Here is a 16,120-nt window from a genome sequence, read left to right as displayed (position 1 = left end):
AGGTAGGTTGCGTCCTTGCATGTAATTGGTTTCGCGGAGGTTAGTTCAGCCGTTTAAATATTAGTGATGTGTTAATTCCACCAAAGGCGAAGTTATTGCTCATGACGTAGTCGGTTTGGATTTCGCGGGGTTGGTGCATGATGTAGTCTAAGTCGCCGCATTCAGGGTCAACGCTATTCAGGTTGACGGTCGGGCAGAACCAACCCTCGCGCATCATTTCAATGCTCCACCAAGCTTCTAATGCGCCGCAGGCTCCTAGTGTGTGCCCTGTGTAGCTTTTGGTTGAGCTTATGGGAGTGTTTGCACCCATAATACGAGCAGTAGCGTTTGATTCGGCGATGTCGCCACGATCGGTTGCTGTGCCATGGGCGTTGATATAGCCAATTTTTTCCGGGTTAAGCTGAGCATCGTCGAGGGCCAATTGAATGGCTGCTGCCATGGTGTCTGTGTTTGGTTGCGTTACATGGCTACCGTCTGAGTTAGTGCCGAAACCGACAATTTCTGCATAAATTTTCGCACCACGAGCCTTGGCATGTTCGTATTCTTCGAGAATTAAAGTGCCACTACCTTCACCAATCACGAGCCCATCACGACCTTTATCAAAGGGGCGTGGTGTTAAGTGGGGGGTATCATTCACGGTGCTTGTTGCGTAGAGGGTATCAAAGACGGCTGCTTGAGTGGCGCATAAGCCTTCACAGCCCCCCGCAATCATTGCGGTTTGCATGCCGTATTTGATGGCTTCGTAGGCGAGACCAATGCCTTGGCTGCCGGATGTACAAGCGCTGGATGTGGTAAGAATGCGTCCTTTTACACCAAAGTAAACGCCAATATTGACGGGCGAGGTATGTGACATCATTTTGATGTAGGAATTCGCATTTAGTCCGTCTGCAGAGTTGTTTGTCAACATATTGCCAAAATCTATAAATGCTTTGGTGTCACCGGATGAAGAGCCAAAGGCAATACCCATTTGGCCGCTGCCAAGCAGTTCAGAGTTGTGCAATTCCGCATCTATTAAAGCTTGTTCGGTGCTGTAAACCGCCATTTTTGCCACTCGTCCCATGCTGCGTAAATGCTTGCGTGAAAAGTGCTTAGGCATAACAAAATCATTAACGGGTGCGGCGAGGCGAGTGATGAGTCCATCATATTTTTCCCAGTCATCCATGTGCACTATGCCAGTGTTACCTGAACGTAAATTGTTGCGAATGGTTTCCCAATTGCCTCCAATTGGAGATAGGCCAGCCGCCCCTGTGATAACTACTCGTTTCATTAAAACATTCCGCCATTTACTGAAATTACTTGGCGCGTAATATACGCTGAATCTTCGGACATTAAAAAGCTTACGGTTCCCGCCACTTCTTCTGGTAGCCCAGCCCGTTGCATAGGGATCATTTTCAAGGCTTCTTCAACCATAAGGTCATGGGTCATATCGGTTTCGATAAAGCCCGGTGCTACGCAGTTAACGGTAATTTTACGTTTTGCTAATTCGACGGCTAGGGCTTTTGTCGCACCAATAATACCTGCTTTAGCAGCACTGTAATTGACTTGTCCACGGTTACCCATTTCACCAGATATGGAAGATAATGTAACAATACGACCGGGTTTTCTGCGTCTGATCATCGGCATGCTGATGGGGTGGAGAACATTATAAAAGCTGTCTAGGTTAGTTCGCAGCACCATATCCCATTCTTCGCCAGGAATGGCCGGAAAAGCATTGTCACGGGCAATACCTGCATTACATACCACACCATAGTAAGCTTCATACTGTTCCATATCTTCTTCTAAGATCTGGCATGTTTGTGCCCTATCACTGATATCAAATTGTAAAATGCGCGCTTGCTGGCCCATTTCCCGAATTTGTTCGGCAACTTGTTCTGCATCATTAAGGCCATTACGACAGTGTAAAACTATGTCAAAGCCATCTTTTGCCAAGCGCAGAGCGATGGCTTTTCCAATGCCGCGGCTTGAGCCTGTGACTAATACACTTTTACTCATAGTGGTTTTCCTGTAAAAAGTCTGCGGCATTATCGGGCTGGAAGACATTGAGGCGTGCTTCAGCGTTGATGTTGCTGCCTGATAGGGTGCAATCGAAGGCACTTAATCCATTTTCTGCTTGGATATTACAGACGACCTCAAGGGTTAATGTGCTGCCAAGGGCGAAGTATTCGCAGTTACATTGGTACTTTCGGGTGCCAAGTAGAAAGCCTAATTTGGGGGCGCCACCTAGCACTCTTTCTTGATAACCCGCGTAAGCCCCAATTGCTTGGGCTAAGTACTCGACTCCTACCCAAGCGGGTACACCAAGTGCTTCATAGAAGGTGGAGTCTTCATTAATGTCTACTTGTGCGATAAGGCCATTTTCTTTTATTTGAAGAATGCGGGTCAGCAAGCTCATACGTCCCGAATGAGGAACAAGATCTTCAACCTGGTAAGTGTTCATTAGGATACTCGTGCTAAAATAATTGAAATATTGTTACCACCAAAGGCAAATGAATTACTTAATGCATATTTAATTGGGCTGGTGGTTTGCGCCTTGATAAAGGATAACGTCGGCAGTTCTGGATCGGGCTGTTGATCCCAGACGTGTTGAGGTAGCTTGTTAGAGACTAAAGCCCATGCACAAAAAGCGGCTTCTAAGGCCCCGGCGGCACCTAAAGTATGCCCAGTAAAAGGTTTAGTCGAGCTACAGGAAACACCCTCAGGGAATAGGCTATTCACCGCAATGGATTCCATTTGATCATTAAGCTGTGTCGCTGTGCCATGTAAATTAAGGTAGTCGATGGCAGAGACATCCAGTTGCGCATCTTGGAGTGCTTTTGACATGCATAAAATGGCACCTTTACCTTGTGGGTCTGGGGCTGAAATATGGTGTGCATCTGAGCTTTCACCTACCCCGACCAATGCCACTTGGCTAGGCGTTTTCGATAGCAAAAACAAGGCTCCACCTTCGCCAATATTAATGCCTTTACGATTGACGCTAAATGGGTTGCATATTTCATCACTAACCGCTTCTAAAGAGGAAAAGCCTTGAACGGTAAGACGACATAAGGTATCTACGCCGCCAGCAATCACCGCATCACACACGCCTGTACGAATGAGACGTCGTGCAGAAGCTAACGCTTTAGCCCCTGATGAGCAGGCCGTAGAAATACCAAAAGCAGGGCCGCCAAGGCCAAGTGCGGTGCTGATAAATTGTGCGGTTGAGCCCATTTCCTGAACATTGTAATGAAATGTTTCTGGTAGTTGGCCAGTACGAGCAAGGGCTTGTAGATGCTCTTCACTGTCGCTGATGCCTGAGGTCGATGTGCCAACAATAACGCCAATGCGGTGGGCGCCAAATTGGTTAATGGCGGCCTCTATTTGTGACTGAATTTGTTGCACTATTGTCCAAGTGACTTCGTTGTTACGGCTTTGCCATTTTATATCTGTTAGAGGCAGAGGGCTTAGTGGCTCGTGTATTTGCCCCATAAGCAAAGGTGTGCCACGGTGAAAGTCGTTTACAGGTGTTAGGGAAGGTATTCCCTGGTGTAGCTGATTGAGAGCAGTCTCAGGATTGCTTCCTAAACTACTAAGAGTGCCAATGGCATTTAAATAACAGCTTGTCATGGGCTTAATGGCTCTTTTTCGAAAGTTTTAATAATAACGCTATAGTGCCCCAGAACATGTTTTACTTTAATGGTGTTTTGGTCAATATCGACAGTCATATATAACCGACCATTAAAGTAAACTTGGCGTTTTTTGGGCGTTAAATGTACTTCCCAGTGTGGTTTTTGGTAAGCATGTTCTATTGCTTGGTCGGGCCATAGAGAGAATTGCATCATGGCAAAAATTTCTCGCTCCGGTAAGGGATGACCTGATAGATTCTTACTGTGCCAAGTTTTTCCATCATAAGACTGGGTTAAAAAGATCTGTCCTGTAGGGGCTAGGGCAATCAAAGTGGTATTGTCGGACGCTATTTTAACCAGTGTTATAAAGGTTTGTGTCTGTTCTTTTGTCTCTAATGTCAGCGCTTGTTTTAGCAGCTCCTTCGGCATAGCAGAGGAGGGAGCGATTAAGGCCAGTTCTGGTACAGTATCAGGCTGCAATTTAAAGAGAGAACAGCCAGATAATAGTATTAGGCTAAGTAATCCTATTGTTAGGTGAGAGGTTAGTCTTTGCATAATTGTGCTAACACTCCAAGGCGTTTGGGGTTGCTGACATAGGGGTTGTCTAAATCCCATGCATAACCTGCCAAAATAGAACAAATCATACCTTTTACATGATCTGGCTTTTCTTTGGCAAAAATAACATCTTGTAAGCCGCCATCGTACCAGCTTTCCACAAAAGCACGGAAGGTATTAATACCAAGTTGTAAAGGCTCGGCATATTCTATTTGCCAATTAGTCTGTTGCCCCTTGAGTTGTTTGTCTAACGTCTGTGCCGCAAGGATAGCGGATTTTAGAGCAATAGTGACGCCCGAGGAGAAAACGGGGTCGAGGAATTCTCCTGCATTGCCTAAAAGTGCGAAGTGCTTTCCGTACATTTGTTTTACATCGGAAGAATAGCCTGCCAAACGGCCAACTTGAGTGTCAAAGTTGGCATCGACTAAGCTATCCTGCATTTTTCCTGTACTGGCTATGTAGTGTTTTAGGGTGTCTAAGTCATCAGCCTCTTGATGGCTGTCATAAATCTCTCTTGGCAGAACCACGCCAACAGAAGCACGACTATTGCTAAATGGGATAAGCCAGTACCAGATTTGATTATTGTCTGGATGTACGCTAATTAAAATCTTATTGCGGTCAAAGTCTTTTAAGCCAATGCGGTCTTCAACGTGTGTAAATAGCGAAACCCGTTTTGCCAGAGTTGAGTCTTTTTCAAGATCTAGGAGCTTGGGCAATACGCGACCAAAGCCACTGGCATCTAAAACGAATGTTGCATTAGCATGATAGGTAACGCCATCACCAGAAACTTCTAAGGTGACTTTCCCATCATCGCGTTCATGGTATGTGTTTACTGTATGTTCATAGCGTATTAACGCGCCATTTTTTTCGGCACAATCGGCAAGAACCTTATCAAACTGTGCTCGTTGTACTTGAAAGGTGGTGCCCCACCCCGGAGTAAATTTTTGCCGAAAATCAAAATCGTCATATTGTTCTTGATGAGCGAATGCTGCACCATTTTTATATTGAAAACCCGCTTCAACAACCGCTTGCAACATACCTGCTTGTTCTAAAAAGGCCATGCTTTGAGGGAGCAAGCTTTCACCAATGGAAAAGCGTGGAAAGCGTTGCTTTTCTAGCACCAGAACCTTGTGCCCGCTTTGTGCAAGCAAAGACGCTGCAACAGCACCAGCAGGGCCTGCTCCAATAACAATGACATCAAACTGTTCATTTGCACTATTCATGTCACTTTTCTCCAGATGAAATAGGCTGAATAAGGGGAGTAAGCAACCAAACCATTAAAAGACCTGGTAAGACGACAACGCCAAAATCATAGAGGACAGGGGTATTGCTTAAAATCAGCAAACCAAAAGCAAGTAAGCTGGTAAGTGATGAGAGCGAAACCGCTAGCCAAGTATAAGAGTCCCCATCTGCTTCTTTAATAAAAATTCCCATATCTAACCCAATGCCAAATACCAGCATTAGTGCCATAAGGTTAAATAGGTTATAGCCGCCGTTGATGGCAATAGCTAAAGCAAAAGCAAGCGCGGAAGCGGACACCGGAGCGAGCATAATGCGCCATACCTGCCAACGATAACGTGCAAATAGGATCAGTGTGACAACAAGGTAAGCCAGTAGCAGCCATTGTGTCATTTGTACTCTGTAGTGTTTAAGCGTGTCACTTAATTGTCCTATTGGGTTGACAAGAGTGACGTGCTCTTTTTCGTCGCTGAGTTGTTGTAACTTCTGCCAGCCTGTTGTTGAAACAGCACCGACTAAATGAATAACTGATGAATATTGACCGTCGTCTTGATGGATTAACTGATTTCCTAAGGCTTGCCCGATAGATGTCTGACGCCATACAGCAGCCGTAAGATAGCGATGTTGTGTGGCTAAATAGAGAGATGCCTTGTCTGCCAAACTACTGGGGGCGCCAATGGTTCGAAAAAGGGAAGTAAGAGAGTGCTTATAGAGGTTCTCGACAAGCGCTAAATTTTGTTGTTGTCGAGCATGCGATGGTAGCGTTTGGCTAATGGCTTGATAATTATCAATTTTGCCTTCACTGCGCCATTGATCAAGTTTTTGTCTGAGCTTTTCTTCGCGTTCGAGTAGTGCTTCTAATGTTGGCTCCGTGACGACTAAAAAGGCACTTTGGTAGGGGTGACCAACAACTGATTGAACATATTTGTCTTCATCGAGCAGCGATTTAGGAGATGTTTGCAATTGTGCTAGACCATCGTTCGAAGCGCTTAGGCTAATATATAGCAGGCTTATGGCAACCAGAATAAGCAAAGTAGGCGTCACAAATCGGCTTGAAGATCTGGTTCGCACTTTGGTAATGAAACTTGCGCTCAGCAAGGCGTTTGGTTGAATGTCTAGTCTCTTATGTATAGGAAACAAAGGTAGCCATGTAAGTACTGTTATCCACGAGGCAATAAGTCCCAGAGCGGAAAATATTGCCATTTGACGCAAGCCCGGAAATGGCGTTAGCGCCAATGCTCCATAGGCGAGCACGCTGGATACTACTCCAAGGGTTAAGCTCACGACCAATGCCTTAGGGAGTCGATTGTTGTCGGCACTTTTAGGGCGGCAGACGTAGTGCATGGAATAATCCACGGCTATGCCTACAAGCCCTGCGCCAAACGCAAAGGTGATTAAATTGACAGAAGGGAAGAGCAATATGGTGCCAGTTAAAGCGACCAAAGAACCAATGGCAACAGGTAGGAGAATATAAACAAGGGGAAGAATACGGCGAAACACCCAGAAGATTAACAGTATAATGCCGACTAGTGATCCAATGCCAATTGTCGAGATTTCTGTTTTTGCCTGCTTTGTACCATGAGCTGCGTGTATTATTAAGCCCGAGTAATTAATTTTCACCTGTTGTTTTTTAGCCTCGACACTAAGCTTTTCAAGCACAGGCATCAACCGATTTTGTATGGGGACAGAATAAGCATTTTGTTGCAAGGTATAAAATAGAAGAAAGGTTGGCTTTTTAGGTTGGGTTGCACGTAATAAACCCTTTTGTGGCACGATATAACCACTTAAATTGGTGTCTTGTAGTAGACCTGCATAAAGTGAAAATGGGTCTGCTAACAGGTCCATTGGTACACTAGATATAGGGTTAAAAATTTGATTGAGCGCTTGAGATAACTGAGCAGAATAATTATGGTGTAACAGACGCTGACGAATAGTGTCACTCAGCACGGTGTAACGATAGGGTTTGGGTAAAAAATCTACCATTTGGTTAGGTGTGTTTTCTACTAATAAGTTACTGTGCTTAGCTAACGTTGAACGAACATTTTCAGCGCTTTGTCTTGCCGTTGCTTCTGTATTACTTTGGACTAAGATAATTAAGCGCCGAGCGAAGGCATCGGATTGCTGCTTTAATGCATTTTGTATATCTGGGTTTTGTTCTTCCAGGGGAAGCAGAGCCATAATGCTGGATTCAAACCTTGGTCCTTTCCACCAAGCACTGAAACAAAGAGCCACAATAACAATTAACCATATACCAGCAACAATTTTGCGCATTAAGGTGTCTCTACGTTGGAGGTTAGGTTGAAGAAGGTAATAGTGATTTGATTGCCGTTGGGCTCAAGCATCAATACCTTTTTAAGCTGTGGGTCACCTGTCAAGACGACTTTGCTGACGGCATGGGTAATCTGTGCATCATTTGGGGTAAGAGTGGCTTGCCACTTTTCTCCATTTACTTGAGGGGCAATGTCAAAGTATTGTCCAAGTAGTTGCCAATTAGCCGTCATTACGCCAAAGAAAATATCCGAGAAAATAGCAACCACAGGACTTTGAGAGGCACTCATTGAGTTAACAGTATGGCCATTTTGTTGACTGACAATTTTCCCTGGAGTGAGCGTGAGCGTGCTGTCGATAGGGGACATGGTATGCCAAACAATGGTCTGCTTATCAGCCTGATAAGAAAAATCGCCCCGAGAGTTGAGATGCGTTTCTAATTGAGCTATGTATTTGCTTTGCTCAAATTGCCCTGATAAGTGCTTGGCACTTGCTGCAATATGTTTTAAATCGTCCAGAGGCGCTGCCATTACTGGCAAACAGGTCATTGTGTAGAGCAATAATAGTGACAATAAATATTTCATGGGTGGACTCCGAGTTTATCGAAGAGTATTTGTGGTGAGAAAAATTGCATCTCACCATTGCTACTGTTGACAGCTACTTGCACCGTATGCGCTTTGGTTAAGCGCTTACCTGTTTCTAGATCGAAAATGGTGTAGACGATTTTGAGGCGATTTTCCCATTCAATAATCTTGGCTTTGATACGGATTTTTTGCTTAAAACGTAGTGGGTGGGCATAGCGGATATTCAACTCGATCACTGGCCAAACATAACCAGATGTCTCCATATCATCCACATTGTATTGAATGGTTTCTAGCAAAGCACAACGGGCAATTTCTAGATATTTTACATAGTGCCCATGCCACGCAATACGCATGACATCGACATCATGAAATGGAATTTCTAGCTCGATCTCGTGTTCTAACATAAGCAGTCTCTATAGAGAATAATAAAGTGGACACTATGAGTCTTTAAGGTGCCCAGTATCTTGCCAGAAGTGATAAAAATTAAACCACTGTAAGGGATGCTTTAGGCAGTAACTTTGTAATCTTTGGGCGTAATCGCAAACGGCTTGATCCAGCAATTTGCTACGTTGTTTGCGTGGAGCGGCTAGTATTGTCGCAAATAACTCAATGTAAATATGATATTGGTCTTGCTGTTTTAAGCAAAACATAAGATACACAGGGCACTTCAGTAAGTTGGCTAAGATAAAAGCCCCTTGCGGGAAATTTGCTAAGCTACCTAAAAAATTGACTTGGGTGGTGCGCCCATTGTTTTGTACAGGAGTACGATCACCAGCAATGACAATAAACTCCCCAGCTTCGACTTTTTCGGATAGATCCATGGCAGTAGCGGGAGACATATCGGTTACTTGCATCATGCTGATATGCTGGCAGTCTTTGCTCTTCTTTAGCATGCGATTAAATTTTTCCGCATGTTGGGTATAAACCAACATGGTGACTTTAACATCCGGCATTTTGTGTGCAATGGCGCTACAAATTTCAGTATTCCCTAGATGGGAAACCACAATAATACCGCCTTGTGCACGTCCTTTCATATGTTCAATGGTGTTGGGGGTTTCAAACACAATGTCTTGTTGCTTGATATGCCCCATCCACACTAGAAACTTATCTAAGAGTAACTCACCAAAGCACCATAAATGGCGAAAGGGCGTTAGAGTTGTACGCTCATTTACGCTCACAAAAGGGCTGATGCGGGAGAGATAATCTTTTGATGCACTTCGAGCACGAGAATTGAAAAGGTAAAAATAGCCAATGACGGGAAATAGAAAGACGCGAAAAATGGTTCGCCCAAACAATTGATAACACAGTAAAAGCAAGCGTATTCCTAAGCTAGACCCCGCTTCGCCTATTTTTGACCAATGTGTATTTGTGCGAGCTTTAGACACGTTTTCTACCTCTTGCATGGCAGATTTTTTTCTTGTAGCACTTGCGGTTTAACAGTTTGGGCAGACGATACAGCATGCCAAAAAACAAACGTGTATGCATCGCTGAAATCAAGATATTGTCGCGTACACTGTCGAAATGAGAGACGCCATCGATCGGGTAATGCACTTGAGTGGGGAGGTTTAAAATAGAACTCTCCTCGCCATACCCAGCGCACCAGTATTTCAGTATCAAAATCCATGCGATCACCACAGCTGTGTTCTTGTATCAAGGTACAACTTGCCTGAACAGGGTATACTCGAAAGCCACACATAGAGTCTTTGATGCTTAAAGACAGTGTATTAATCCATACCCAAACATGCGTTAGGTAACGGGCGTAAAAGCGGTGCTTAGGCACACTCCTGTCATAGATTGGGTAGCCAGTAATTAAATGCTTTGGAAGCTGTTCTGCGTTAGCGAACATATTCGGTATGTCGTCTAGGTTATGCTGGCCGTCCGCATCCACCTGTAATGCATGGCTATAACCATAGCTATTGAGGTGTCTAAGTCCAGCCTTCACCGCCCCGCCTTTACCACGGTTTTCGGGTAAACGAAGCAAGGAAACCTGAGCCGCTTTATACTGCTCAGTTAACTGTTCTAAGACTGTTTTACACGCCTCGAAGCTGCCATCATCAACGAGCAAAACGGGGTAACCATAAGCCAGTACCGCTTCTAACGTTATACCAATCGCATGCTCATGGTTATAAACGGGAATTAAAATGGCGGGATTAAAGTCCAGATTAGACATAGCAAATTCGACCACTAGAGTGGGTTCCCTTATCTGACGTATATTGAAAGGTCAGTTTTTTGGATTCGGATTGGTAAGCGAGAGTTAACGTCACTTCGCTATCAGGGAAAATAATTTTTTGAAATTTTAACGCTTCAATACGTGTGAAGCGGCCTTCGATGGCAAAGTTCCTGCGGCCATAAAACTGTGCCCAATGAGTTTGGGCAATACCCGGTAATATGGGTTGTTGGTCAAAATGGCCTTCGAAATAAATAAGTTCTTTGGGAATGTATAGGGTTAACTCAAGCTGCTTTTCTTGAGGGGATTTAAGTAGAATGACTGGCCACTTTACTTCGTTTTTATCAAAAAGAATGTTTAGGTTTTCCATGGAAACCTTACCTCTTGCGTCATAAGGAAAAGAGGATAGAAAGCGCCATCGTCTGGGCAGTAGCACGCTATCAAAAGATGATCTCAGTATCTGTTTAAGTTGCTGTATAAGCCACTTATTACCCTGTTTACATAGTACTTGTTTGCCTCTTTGGGAAAGCTCTGCGACCACCACTACCTCATCTCTTTTGCGTATTAAAAGCAGTGTCTTTGCGCTTTGGATCCATTCACTACGCTCAATGGTTTGCTCTAGCTTAGTCAGAGATAAGCGTTTGCCTTCTACCTTCACAATACGGTCTTGGCGCCCTAATAAACGAAATCTATGGTCGTCGATTTGCTCAATACAGTCTCCGATTTGCTCATACATTGGGGCGATATGAGCACCTTTGATTAACGTTTGATTGGGGAATACTTTTAAACTCAGGGTCGGTAAAAGCTGCCATAGATTGTTAACTTGTTGACAACGCCAAGCTACGGCGCCGGTCTCAGAGCTACCATAAATTTCCCAAATGGGCGTTGCTAATAAGCGGTTGGCGTATTGACTGTCTTCTAATGTAAGCGGAGCAGCAGAAGAGATAACAACTTGGCAGCGCGGACTCACACTATCCCAATCCAATTGATCGTTCAGGCGTTTTAGGTGGGAAGGTGTTGAAATTAAAGCGAAGGCGCTGCAATTTTGCGCGTAACGAAACACATCTTCCGTAAAAGTGCAGGAGTTTGTGAATAAAATTCGCCTAGTTAGTAGGGGCCAGAAAACTCGAAAAGTTAAGCCGAATAAATGCTGATGAGGAGTTGTTGCCAAAATGTGGGTGTGTTTTGGTAACTGCCACAATTGATTGATAACGCTGATTTCGTCTTCAATCATAGCTATTGTCTTTATAATGCTTTTGGGCGTGCCTGTAGAGCCAGATGTATAGATTTCGAACGCTGGTTGATCACGTTTTAGTGTTTTAAATTCAGTCTTTTGTGCTTGGTCTGTGGTGCAGGATTTTTGTGCATGGATACAGGAAATGTTGTCGAATTCACCAATAAAGCCGGCTACATTAGGAGCCAGTCGAGTCACGGTTTCATCACACACATCTGCAGGTAAGCAGGCGACACAGTCAGATTGCCATAGGGCAAACATAATGGCTAAAAACTCCAGTGTATCTTGATGGAATACCGCCCAGTGTTGCCCCGGTTCAAGCGTTAGGCTGGCTTGCCAAACGCGTACTCGATGACAAAAATCGCTGTGAGTATAGGAGTGTTGCAGTGAAGCGGCGACGACTCCTGATACGTCGTGTCGTAACCAATCTGATAGAGATATCACAAAGAGCTATCCTTTTTTTTCACATTCAAGCGAATGACCCATTCAACTGCGGCAAAAAATGCGATAAGAATATAAGCAATGAAACCGTTATACAGAGCCCATATTTCATCGCTCCCCCAAAATGTTGTCGCAAGGGCGATTGCGCCATTGCACAGGAAGAATATGGCCCAAGCTATGGTGACTTTGCGGGTGTAGCGTACGCCCGAAGCGGGTAACTGCGGTTCTTTAAGGCGTGCTAAACGCTCAACCGCACTTTGCCGGGTGAATAAAGAGGCGCTAAAGACGCACAACAAACTGGCGTTTACTAATACGGGGTAAAGTTTAACACCAATATCGCTACCACAGTAGACAACACAAATAACCAAGGCAATTGCGATACCCACCGTCACGGCAAGTGTACTGATAGTGCGGCTTTTCCATACTTTGAGTAAGAGCATGAGGGCGATAAGAGCCAGCACATACTTCATACCTACAATGCCGCTACCAAAATACACTAAAATGGGGTAGCACAGAGTCAGTAATGCTAGGCAAATTTTTATGCTCATTTGTCCTAAGCCATCAGTTTTTCAACTTCAATCACGACATCTTGTACAGTACGTACGGCTTTAAAGTCTTCCGGTCGTAACTTTTTGCCTGTTATCTTCTTCAATTCCACCACTAAATCGACGGCATCTATACTGTCTATATCTAAGTCTTGATAGAGGTTGGCATCGGGGGTGATGTCTTCGGCTGATAACTCAAATAGTTCCTGAAGCATGGCGGATACACGGTTAAAAATTTCTTCTTGGTTCATAATTCTTACACGTCAGTTGATTGGTGCTGTTGAACAAGTTTTGCTAGGGCATTGATGCTGGCGAAATGTGCTTTGGTTTCTTCCGAATCTGCTTTGAGCTTAATGCCGTAACGCTTTTGTAAAGCGAAGCCAATTTCCAAAGCATCAATGGAATCCAGCCCTAAACCTTCGACAAAAAGTGGCGCATCGTCCTCGATGTCATCGACTTCGATGTCTTCCAAATCTAAGACATCTATAATCATTTGTTTAAGTTCATTATTCAGTGCTGACATTAAGGTTGAGCTCCTGGTTGAAATAGCGGGTTAAGTTGGTTGATAGACGTCTAGCTGCCACAGATAAAGGTATTTCTTCCAAATAGGGATGAACTGGAATCACAGGGTTAATTGTAAGAGAAAAATGTACTCGTTTATGGGGAATCTGATACCAACGATCTTGCTTAGTCAGTGTTGATGGATAAGACTGAATGATTACTGGTGTAATGGCTGCTGGTACCCGTAGTGCTACTTGAGCCGCACCACGCTTAAGGGATAAGGGGGTGTTTGGAACGGATCTCGTGCCTTCAGGAAAGACGATTAAGGTATCCTTTTGTTGTAATGCATTACGCGCTAAATCCACCACGTTTTTATTTTCTTCATTAATAATGTAGCCTGCCATTTTGATGGGGCCACGGGTAAAAATATTACGTGTTAGCTTACCTTTAACGACGCAGTTAGCATTAGGTATAAAGGCGATTAAGAACACCACATCTATTAATGACGGGTGGTTCGCCAGTACTAGTTGTGCATCTTTTAAGCGCTCTAAATGTTGTATTTCATAGGTAAGTACGCCCAATAGGCGCATTATTTCAATATAAAAACGAAACGTCTTGTGAATCACTAGTTTGGCTATTTGCGAGCGTTGAGCGTCACTCACAGGTAAAAGCAATAAAGTAGGGTATACGATCAAACCTAGTAATACGCCGCCAACACCAAAGATAAAAAAGCTAAATACCGTAGCAAACCAGCGCCAGCTGAACTCAATATGTTTAAGCATAATTTAAACTCGGCTAAGCAGCCAACTGCCGCATGATGGAGAGGTAAAGAGGGTTTGCTTTGTATCTTGTGTTAGAAAGTCAATGATTTGATGCAACTCACTGGCAAAGTTTTCCGAAGACGCTTCTGTTTTATTATCAGCGGTTTCATGAGTCAGCGACAACTCAGCTCCTTCACTACGGCTTAACACCATGGCAATCGAATAAGAGAGCTCGCTCGATGTGGCGTAAAGGCGGTACAAATCAGGGAGCGGAGTATTACAGAGCAGGCATAAAACCTGCTCACTTTCTTGTAACTGTGTCGCTGCTTCAAGTAATGCCATTGGCAACATTTGCTCTGTGGCAGCGATTGCTGTGACTGCAGAAGTGTCTTTACGTGCAATGGAGAGCAGACCAACCGTGGCATTGTGTACCGCTAAACTAAAACCTGCAGGAGATAAAACTTCATCTTTTGCTATGTTTTGTAGCAGCGACAGGGTCAGGTCAATATCTCCATGACGCGATGCAAAAACAATAGGCATGGATCGATTTTCAGTTAAAGCCGATTGGGCTGCTGCGGCGATGATACGTCCCATTGGCGTGAAACGCCTACGTAGCATAGCGGGAATACTACTTAGGGCAGCTTTAATGTTATCGTCTTCTTTTTGCGGAAGGTTTTCGTTTCTAAGCCAAGTATTCCAGTCTTCACTGGAGGATAACCCAGGAGCGCAAGCGACCCATTTTTCCAGCTTAAAAATTAACACATTGATCCCTATATGTAAGATTTCTGACAGCAGACAACCTAATGCTCTGAAGAATAAGAGGTCCTTTTTACGCATTACTTGCGAATAAGGCAAAATTTTACCTGTTGATGAGATCAATGCAAGAGGAATTACATTTACTTCACGTTGTTGTTTCCCTTTATAATGTGCTTATTCATATTTAAACACAGGTTGTTATGAAAAGAACTTTGATTTTCCTAGGTATTGCTTTATGTCCATTGGCATCACAGGCACGTGATACCAGATATATGTTGACCATTAACCGTGCCATGCAATCAGACAGCTTTAAAGATAAGCTTGATCCTAGCATCGCGTTCTATTTTGGCGACCAAAGTCACCCTAAAATTACTAAAGAGCTTGGTAACTATACTGCTAATAAGAAAACTAATGCCTTTGCGAAAACGATGAAGGTGCTTGTAATTGGAAGTTCTTATTCGCTCTTTTATCTCTACAAAAACGAGTTAAGTTAGAAGGTGGTAACGCGGTTGTGAACATTGAGAGTTATTACAAAAAAGATAAGGTATCCAGTAATAGCGAGTTCGAATGTCATGTGGGTGCTACTATGGTAGTTGTTGCAATCAATGGTGATGTAGTTTCTATTAACTACCCCAATTTCCTTGCTTAATTAAATAACCGTGCTGTCTATCTATCTGCTCGATACAAATTCTTCTGTAATAAGTCTTCCTGATTACTGGCAGAAAGGGTTATTGCCAGAACAGCAAGAAAGGCTGTCTCAATTTGCATCCACAAAGCGTAGAAGAGAATATATTCATAGTCGTTTACTAATTAATCATGTTCTATCATATTACTATCCAGAGATTGAGCTCAGCTTCTATCGAGAAGGTCATACAGGCCCTATCCTACCAAATGCCCGCATTGTGCTTTCTCTGTCCCACAGTCATGGATTAATAGCCTTAGCTATAATGTCTAAGACAGGAATAAAAGAGGACTCTATTGGTGTAGATATTGAACGTTGCCAAATTCGGAATAATCTTAATGAACTGGCGCAATATTTTATGCTGGAAGAGGAACTAGAAGGTTTCTTAGCCTCTTCAGAGAAAGAAGCTTTGCCGACCTTTTATCGGATTTGGACTAGCAAAGAAGCCCTTTATAAATCCTTTCCCTTGCAGCAACAGCAAGCATGCTCCATCAGTACAATTAGCACCTTGTACCCAGAAAAGTATCAACGCCTTATACAGTCGCAAGCGCTGGTAGGGCAACAGTATTATCTGTCCTTAAGTACTTCCAAACCAATGGGGAAGGAGATCGTATACTTTGCTCTTAATTCTATAGATGGCTCTCTAATAGAGCTGGATGAAGCAAGTTTTATTAGATCAAGAAAACACACCTCCTAAGAAAATAAAATCAGTTTAAGCGCTGCCAACATAGACATTATCCTCTTATGAACACATACTTTTCGCTTTATACTTTGATACGGTAGAT

Annotated in this window: 19 protein-coding genes; 2 read left to right on the top strand and 17 right to left on the bottom strand. The window is 43.7% G+C overall.

Features of this window, described 5'->3' with window-relative positions; translation table 11 throughout:
- Positions 1 to 40 precede the first annotated feature (40 nt).
- Genes AC0VYG_RS17035 through AC0VYG_RS16955 form a run of 17 tightly spaced genes read right to left on the bottom strand, consistent with a single transcriptional unit; the run spans position 41 to position 14,659 of the window.
- The gene (locus tag AC0VYG_RS17035) at positions 41 to 1,267 is read right to left on the bottom strand and encodes a beta-ketoacyl-ACP synthase (RefSeq protein ID WP_475429121.1); all 1,227 of its coding nucleotides are present in this window, start codon (positions 1,265 to 1,267) and stop codon (positions 41 to 43) included.
- On the bottom strand, positions 1,267 to 1,992 hold the full coding sequence (fabG, locus tag AC0VYG_RS17030; RefSeq protein ID WP_475429120.1) for a 3-oxoacyl-ACP reductase FabG: 726 nt from the start codon (positions 1,990 to 1,992) through the stop codon (positions 1,267 to 1,269). The genes AC0VYG_RS17035 and fabG overlap by 1 nt, the downstream gene beginning before the upstream one ends.
- The gene (locus AC0VYG_RS17025) at positions 1,985 to 2,437 is read right to left on the bottom strand and encodes a hotdog family protein (protein ID WP_475429119.1); all 453 of its coding nucleotides are present in this window, start codon (positions 2,435 to 2,437) and stop codon (positions 1,985 to 1,987) included. Before AC0VYG_RS17025 ends, fabG begins: the two co-directional genes overlap by 8 nt.
- On the bottom strand, positions 2,437 to 3,603 hold the full coding sequence (locus AC0VYG_RS17020; RefSeq protein WP_475429118.1) for a beta-ketoacyl-[acyl-carrier-protein] synthase family protein: 1,167 nt from the start codon (positions 3,601 to 3,603) through the stop codon (positions 2,437 to 2,439). The genes AC0VYG_RS17025 and AC0VYG_RS17020 overlap by 1 nt, the downstream gene beginning before the upstream one ends.
- Positions 3,600 to 4,157 (bottom strand): DUF3261 domain-containing protein, encoded by a 558-nt coding sequence (locus AC0VYG_RS17015; protein WP_475429117.1) that lies wholly within the window; start codon positions 4,155 to 4,157, stop codon positions 3,600 to 3,602. The genes AC0VYG_RS17020 and AC0VYG_RS17015 overlap by 4 nt, the downstream gene beginning before the upstream one ends.
- Positions 4,145 to 5,380, bottom strand: a complete 1,236-nt coding sequence (locus AC0VYG_RS17010) for an NAD(P)/FAD-dependent oxidoreductase (protein ID WP_475429116.1) — start codon at positions 5,378 to 5,380, stop codon at positions 4,145 to 4,147. The genes AC0VYG_RS17015 and AC0VYG_RS17010 overlap by 13 nt, the downstream gene beginning before the upstream one ends.
- Position 5,381: 1 nt before the next feature.
- Positions 5,382 to 7,667, bottom strand: coding sequence for an MMPL family transporter (locus tag AC0VYG_RS17005; RefSeq protein WP_475429115.1), 2,286 nt, complete (start codon positions 7,665 to 7,667; stop codon positions 5,382 to 5,384).
- Entirely contained in the window at positions 7,667 to 8,248 is a 582-nt protein-coding gene (locus AC0VYG_RS17000) for an outer membrane lipoprotein carrier protein LolA (RefSeq protein ID WP_475429114.1), read from the bottom strand. Before AC0VYG_RS17000 ends, AC0VYG_RS17005 begins: the two co-directional genes overlap by 1 nt.
- Positions 8,245 to 8,652, bottom strand: coding sequence for an acyl-CoA thioesterase (locus tag AC0VYG_RS16995; RefSeq protein WP_475429113.1), 408 nt, complete (start codon positions 8,650 to 8,652; stop codon positions 8,245 to 8,247). Before AC0VYG_RS16995 ends, AC0VYG_RS17000 begins: the two co-directional genes overlap by 4 nt.
- Before the next feature lie 33 nt (positions 8,653 to 8,685).
- On the bottom strand, positions 8,686 to 9,633 hold the full coding sequence (locus AC0VYG_RS16990; RefSeq protein ID WP_475429112.1) for a lipid A biosynthesis acyltransferase: 948 nt from the start codon (positions 9,631 to 9,633) through the stop codon (positions 8,686 to 8,688).
- A 5-nt stretch (positions 9,634 to 9,638) separates the two neighbouring features.
- The gene (locus tag AC0VYG_RS16985; protein ID WP_475449867.1) at positions 9,639 to 10,433 is read right to left on the bottom strand and encodes a glycosyltransferase family 2 protein; all 795 of its coding nucleotides are present in this window, start codon (positions 10,431 to 10,433) and stop codon (positions 9,639 to 9,641) included.
- Complete coding sequence (locus tag AC0VYG_RS16980) at positions 10,411 to 12,093, bottom strand: ApeI family dehydratase (protein ID WP_475429110.1); 1,683 nt, start codon at positions 12,091 to 12,093, stop codon at positions 10,411 to 10,413. The genes AC0VYG_RS16985 and AC0VYG_RS16980 overlap by 23 nt, the downstream gene beginning before the upstream one ends.
- On the bottom strand, positions 12,090 to 12,638 hold the full coding sequence (locus AC0VYG_RS16975; protein WP_475429109.1) for a COG4648 family protein: 549 nt from the start codon (positions 12,636 to 12,638) through the stop codon (positions 12,090 to 12,092). The genes AC0VYG_RS16980 and AC0VYG_RS16975 overlap by 4 nt, the downstream gene beginning before the upstream one ends.
- A gap of 5 nt (positions 12,639 to 12,643) precedes the next feature.
- Positions 12,644 to 12,886, bottom strand: coding sequence for an acyl carrier protein (locus AC0VYG_RS16970; RefSeq protein ID WP_475429108.1), 243 nt, complete (start codon positions 12,884 to 12,886; stop codon positions 12,644 to 12,646).
- A gap of 5 nt (positions 12,887 to 12,891) precedes the next feature.
- Positions 12,892 to 13,158, bottom strand: coding sequence for a phosphopantetheine-binding protein (locus AC0VYG_RS16965; RefSeq protein WP_475429107.1), 267 nt, complete (start codon positions 13,156 to 13,158; stop codon positions 12,892 to 12,894).
- Complete coding sequence (locus AC0VYG_RS16960) at positions 13,142 to 13,918, bottom strand: lysophospholipid acyltransferase family protein (RefSeq protein ID WP_475429106.1); 777 nt, start codon at positions 13,916 to 13,918, stop codon at positions 13,142 to 13,144. Before AC0VYG_RS16960 ends, AC0VYG_RS16965 begins: the two co-directional genes overlap by 17 nt.
- Positions 13,919 to 13,921: 3 nt before the next feature.
- Positions 13,922 to 14,659 carry a beta-ketoacyl synthase chain length factor gene (locus AC0VYG_RS16955; protein ID WP_475429105.1) on the bottom strand — a complete coding sequence of 246 codons (738 nt, stop codon included), beginning with the start codon at positions 14,657 to 14,659 and terminating at the stop codon, positions 13,922 to 13,924.
- 194 nt (positions 14,660 to 14,853) lie between these two features.
- On the opposite strand from AC0VYG_RS16955, the gene AC0VYG_RS16950 reads away from it, so the two are divergent.
- Positions 14,854 to 15,147 carry a hypothetical protein gene (locus AC0VYG_RS16950; protein ID WP_475429104.1) on the top strand — a complete coding sequence of 98 codons (294 nt, stop codon included), beginning with the start codon at positions 14,854 to 14,856 and terminating at the stop codon, positions 15,145 to 15,147.
- 237 nt (positions 15,148 to 15,384) lie between these two features.
- The gene (locus tag AC0VYG_RS16945) at positions 15,385 to 16,032 is read left to right on the top strand and encodes a 4'-phosphopantetheinyl transferase family protein (RefSeq protein WP_475429103.1); all 648 of its coding nucleotides are present in this window, start codon (positions 15,385 to 15,387) and stop codon (positions 16,030 to 16,032) included.
- Positions 16,033 to 16,120: the final 88 nt, after the last annotated feature.

The organism is Marinomonas sp. 63XJN7_7_ISO-PGPR-S23-202 (assembly GCF_056173505.1).
This window is presented reverse-complemented; position numbering and strand designations above follow the sequence as displayed.

What these genes read in the sequence shown, in the direction of transcription:
- AC0VYG_RS17035 (WP_475429121.1), bottom strand. Translation starts at nt 1,267, where the DNA reads ATGAAACGAGTAGTTATCACAGGGGCGGCTGGCCTATCTCCAATTGGA.
- fabG (WP_475429120.1), bottom strand. Translation starts at nt 1,992, where the DNA reads ATGAGTAAAAGTGTATTAGTCACAGGCTCAAGCCGCGGCATTGGAAAA.
- AC0VYG_RS17025 (WP_475429119.1), bottom strand. Translation starts at nt 2,437, where the DNA reads ATGAACACTTACCAGGTTGAAGATCTTGTTCCTCATTCGGGACGTATG.
- AC0VYG_RS17020 (WP_475429118.1), bottom strand. Translation starts at nt 3,603, where the DNA reads ATGACAAGCTGTTATTTAAATGCCATTGGCACTCTTAGTAGTTTAGGA.
- AC0VYG_RS17015 (WP_475429117.1), bottom strand. Translation starts at nt 4,157, where the DNA reads ATGCAAAGACTAACCTCTCACCTAACAATAGGATTACTTAGCCTAATA.
- AC0VYG_RS17010 (WP_475429116.1), bottom strand. Translation starts at nt 5,380, where the DNA reads ATGAATAGTGCAAATGAACAGTTTGATGTCATTGTTATTGGAGCAGGC.
- AC0VYG_RS17005 (WP_475429115.1), bottom strand. Translation starts at nt 7,667, where the DNA reads ATGCGCAAAATTGTTGCTGGTATATGGTTAATTGTTATTGTGGCTCTT.
- AC0VYG_RS17000 (WP_475429114.1), bottom strand. Translation starts at nt 8,248, where the DNA reads ATGAAATATTTATTGTCACTATTATTGCTCTACACAATGACCTGTTTG.
- AC0VYG_RS16995 (WP_475429113.1), bottom strand. Translation starts at nt 8,652, where the DNA reads ATGTTAGAACACGAGATCGAGCTAGAAATTCCATTTCATGATGTCGAT.
- AC0VYG_RS16975 (WP_475429109.1), bottom strand. Translation starts at nt 12,638, where the DNA reads ATGAGCATAAAAATTTGCCTAGCATTACTGACTCTGTGCTACCCCATT.
- AC0VYG_RS16970 (WP_475429108.1), bottom strand. Translation starts at nt 12,886, where the DNA reads ATGAACCAAGAAGAAATTTTTAACCGTGTATCCGCCATGCTTCAGGAA.
- AC0VYG_RS16965 (WP_475429107.1), bottom strand. Translation starts at nt 13,158, where the DNA reads ATGTCAGCACTGAATAATGAACTTAAACAAATGATTATAGATGTCTTA.
- AC0VYG_RS16960 (WP_475429106.1), bottom strand. Translation starts at nt 13,918, where the DNA reads ATGCTTAAACATATTGAGTTCAGCTGGCGCTGGTTTGCTACGGTATTT.
- AC0VYG_RS16950 (WP_475429104.1), top strand. Translation starts at nt 14,854, where the DNA reads ATGAAAAGAACTTTGATTTTCCTAGGTATTGCTTTATGTCCATTGGCA.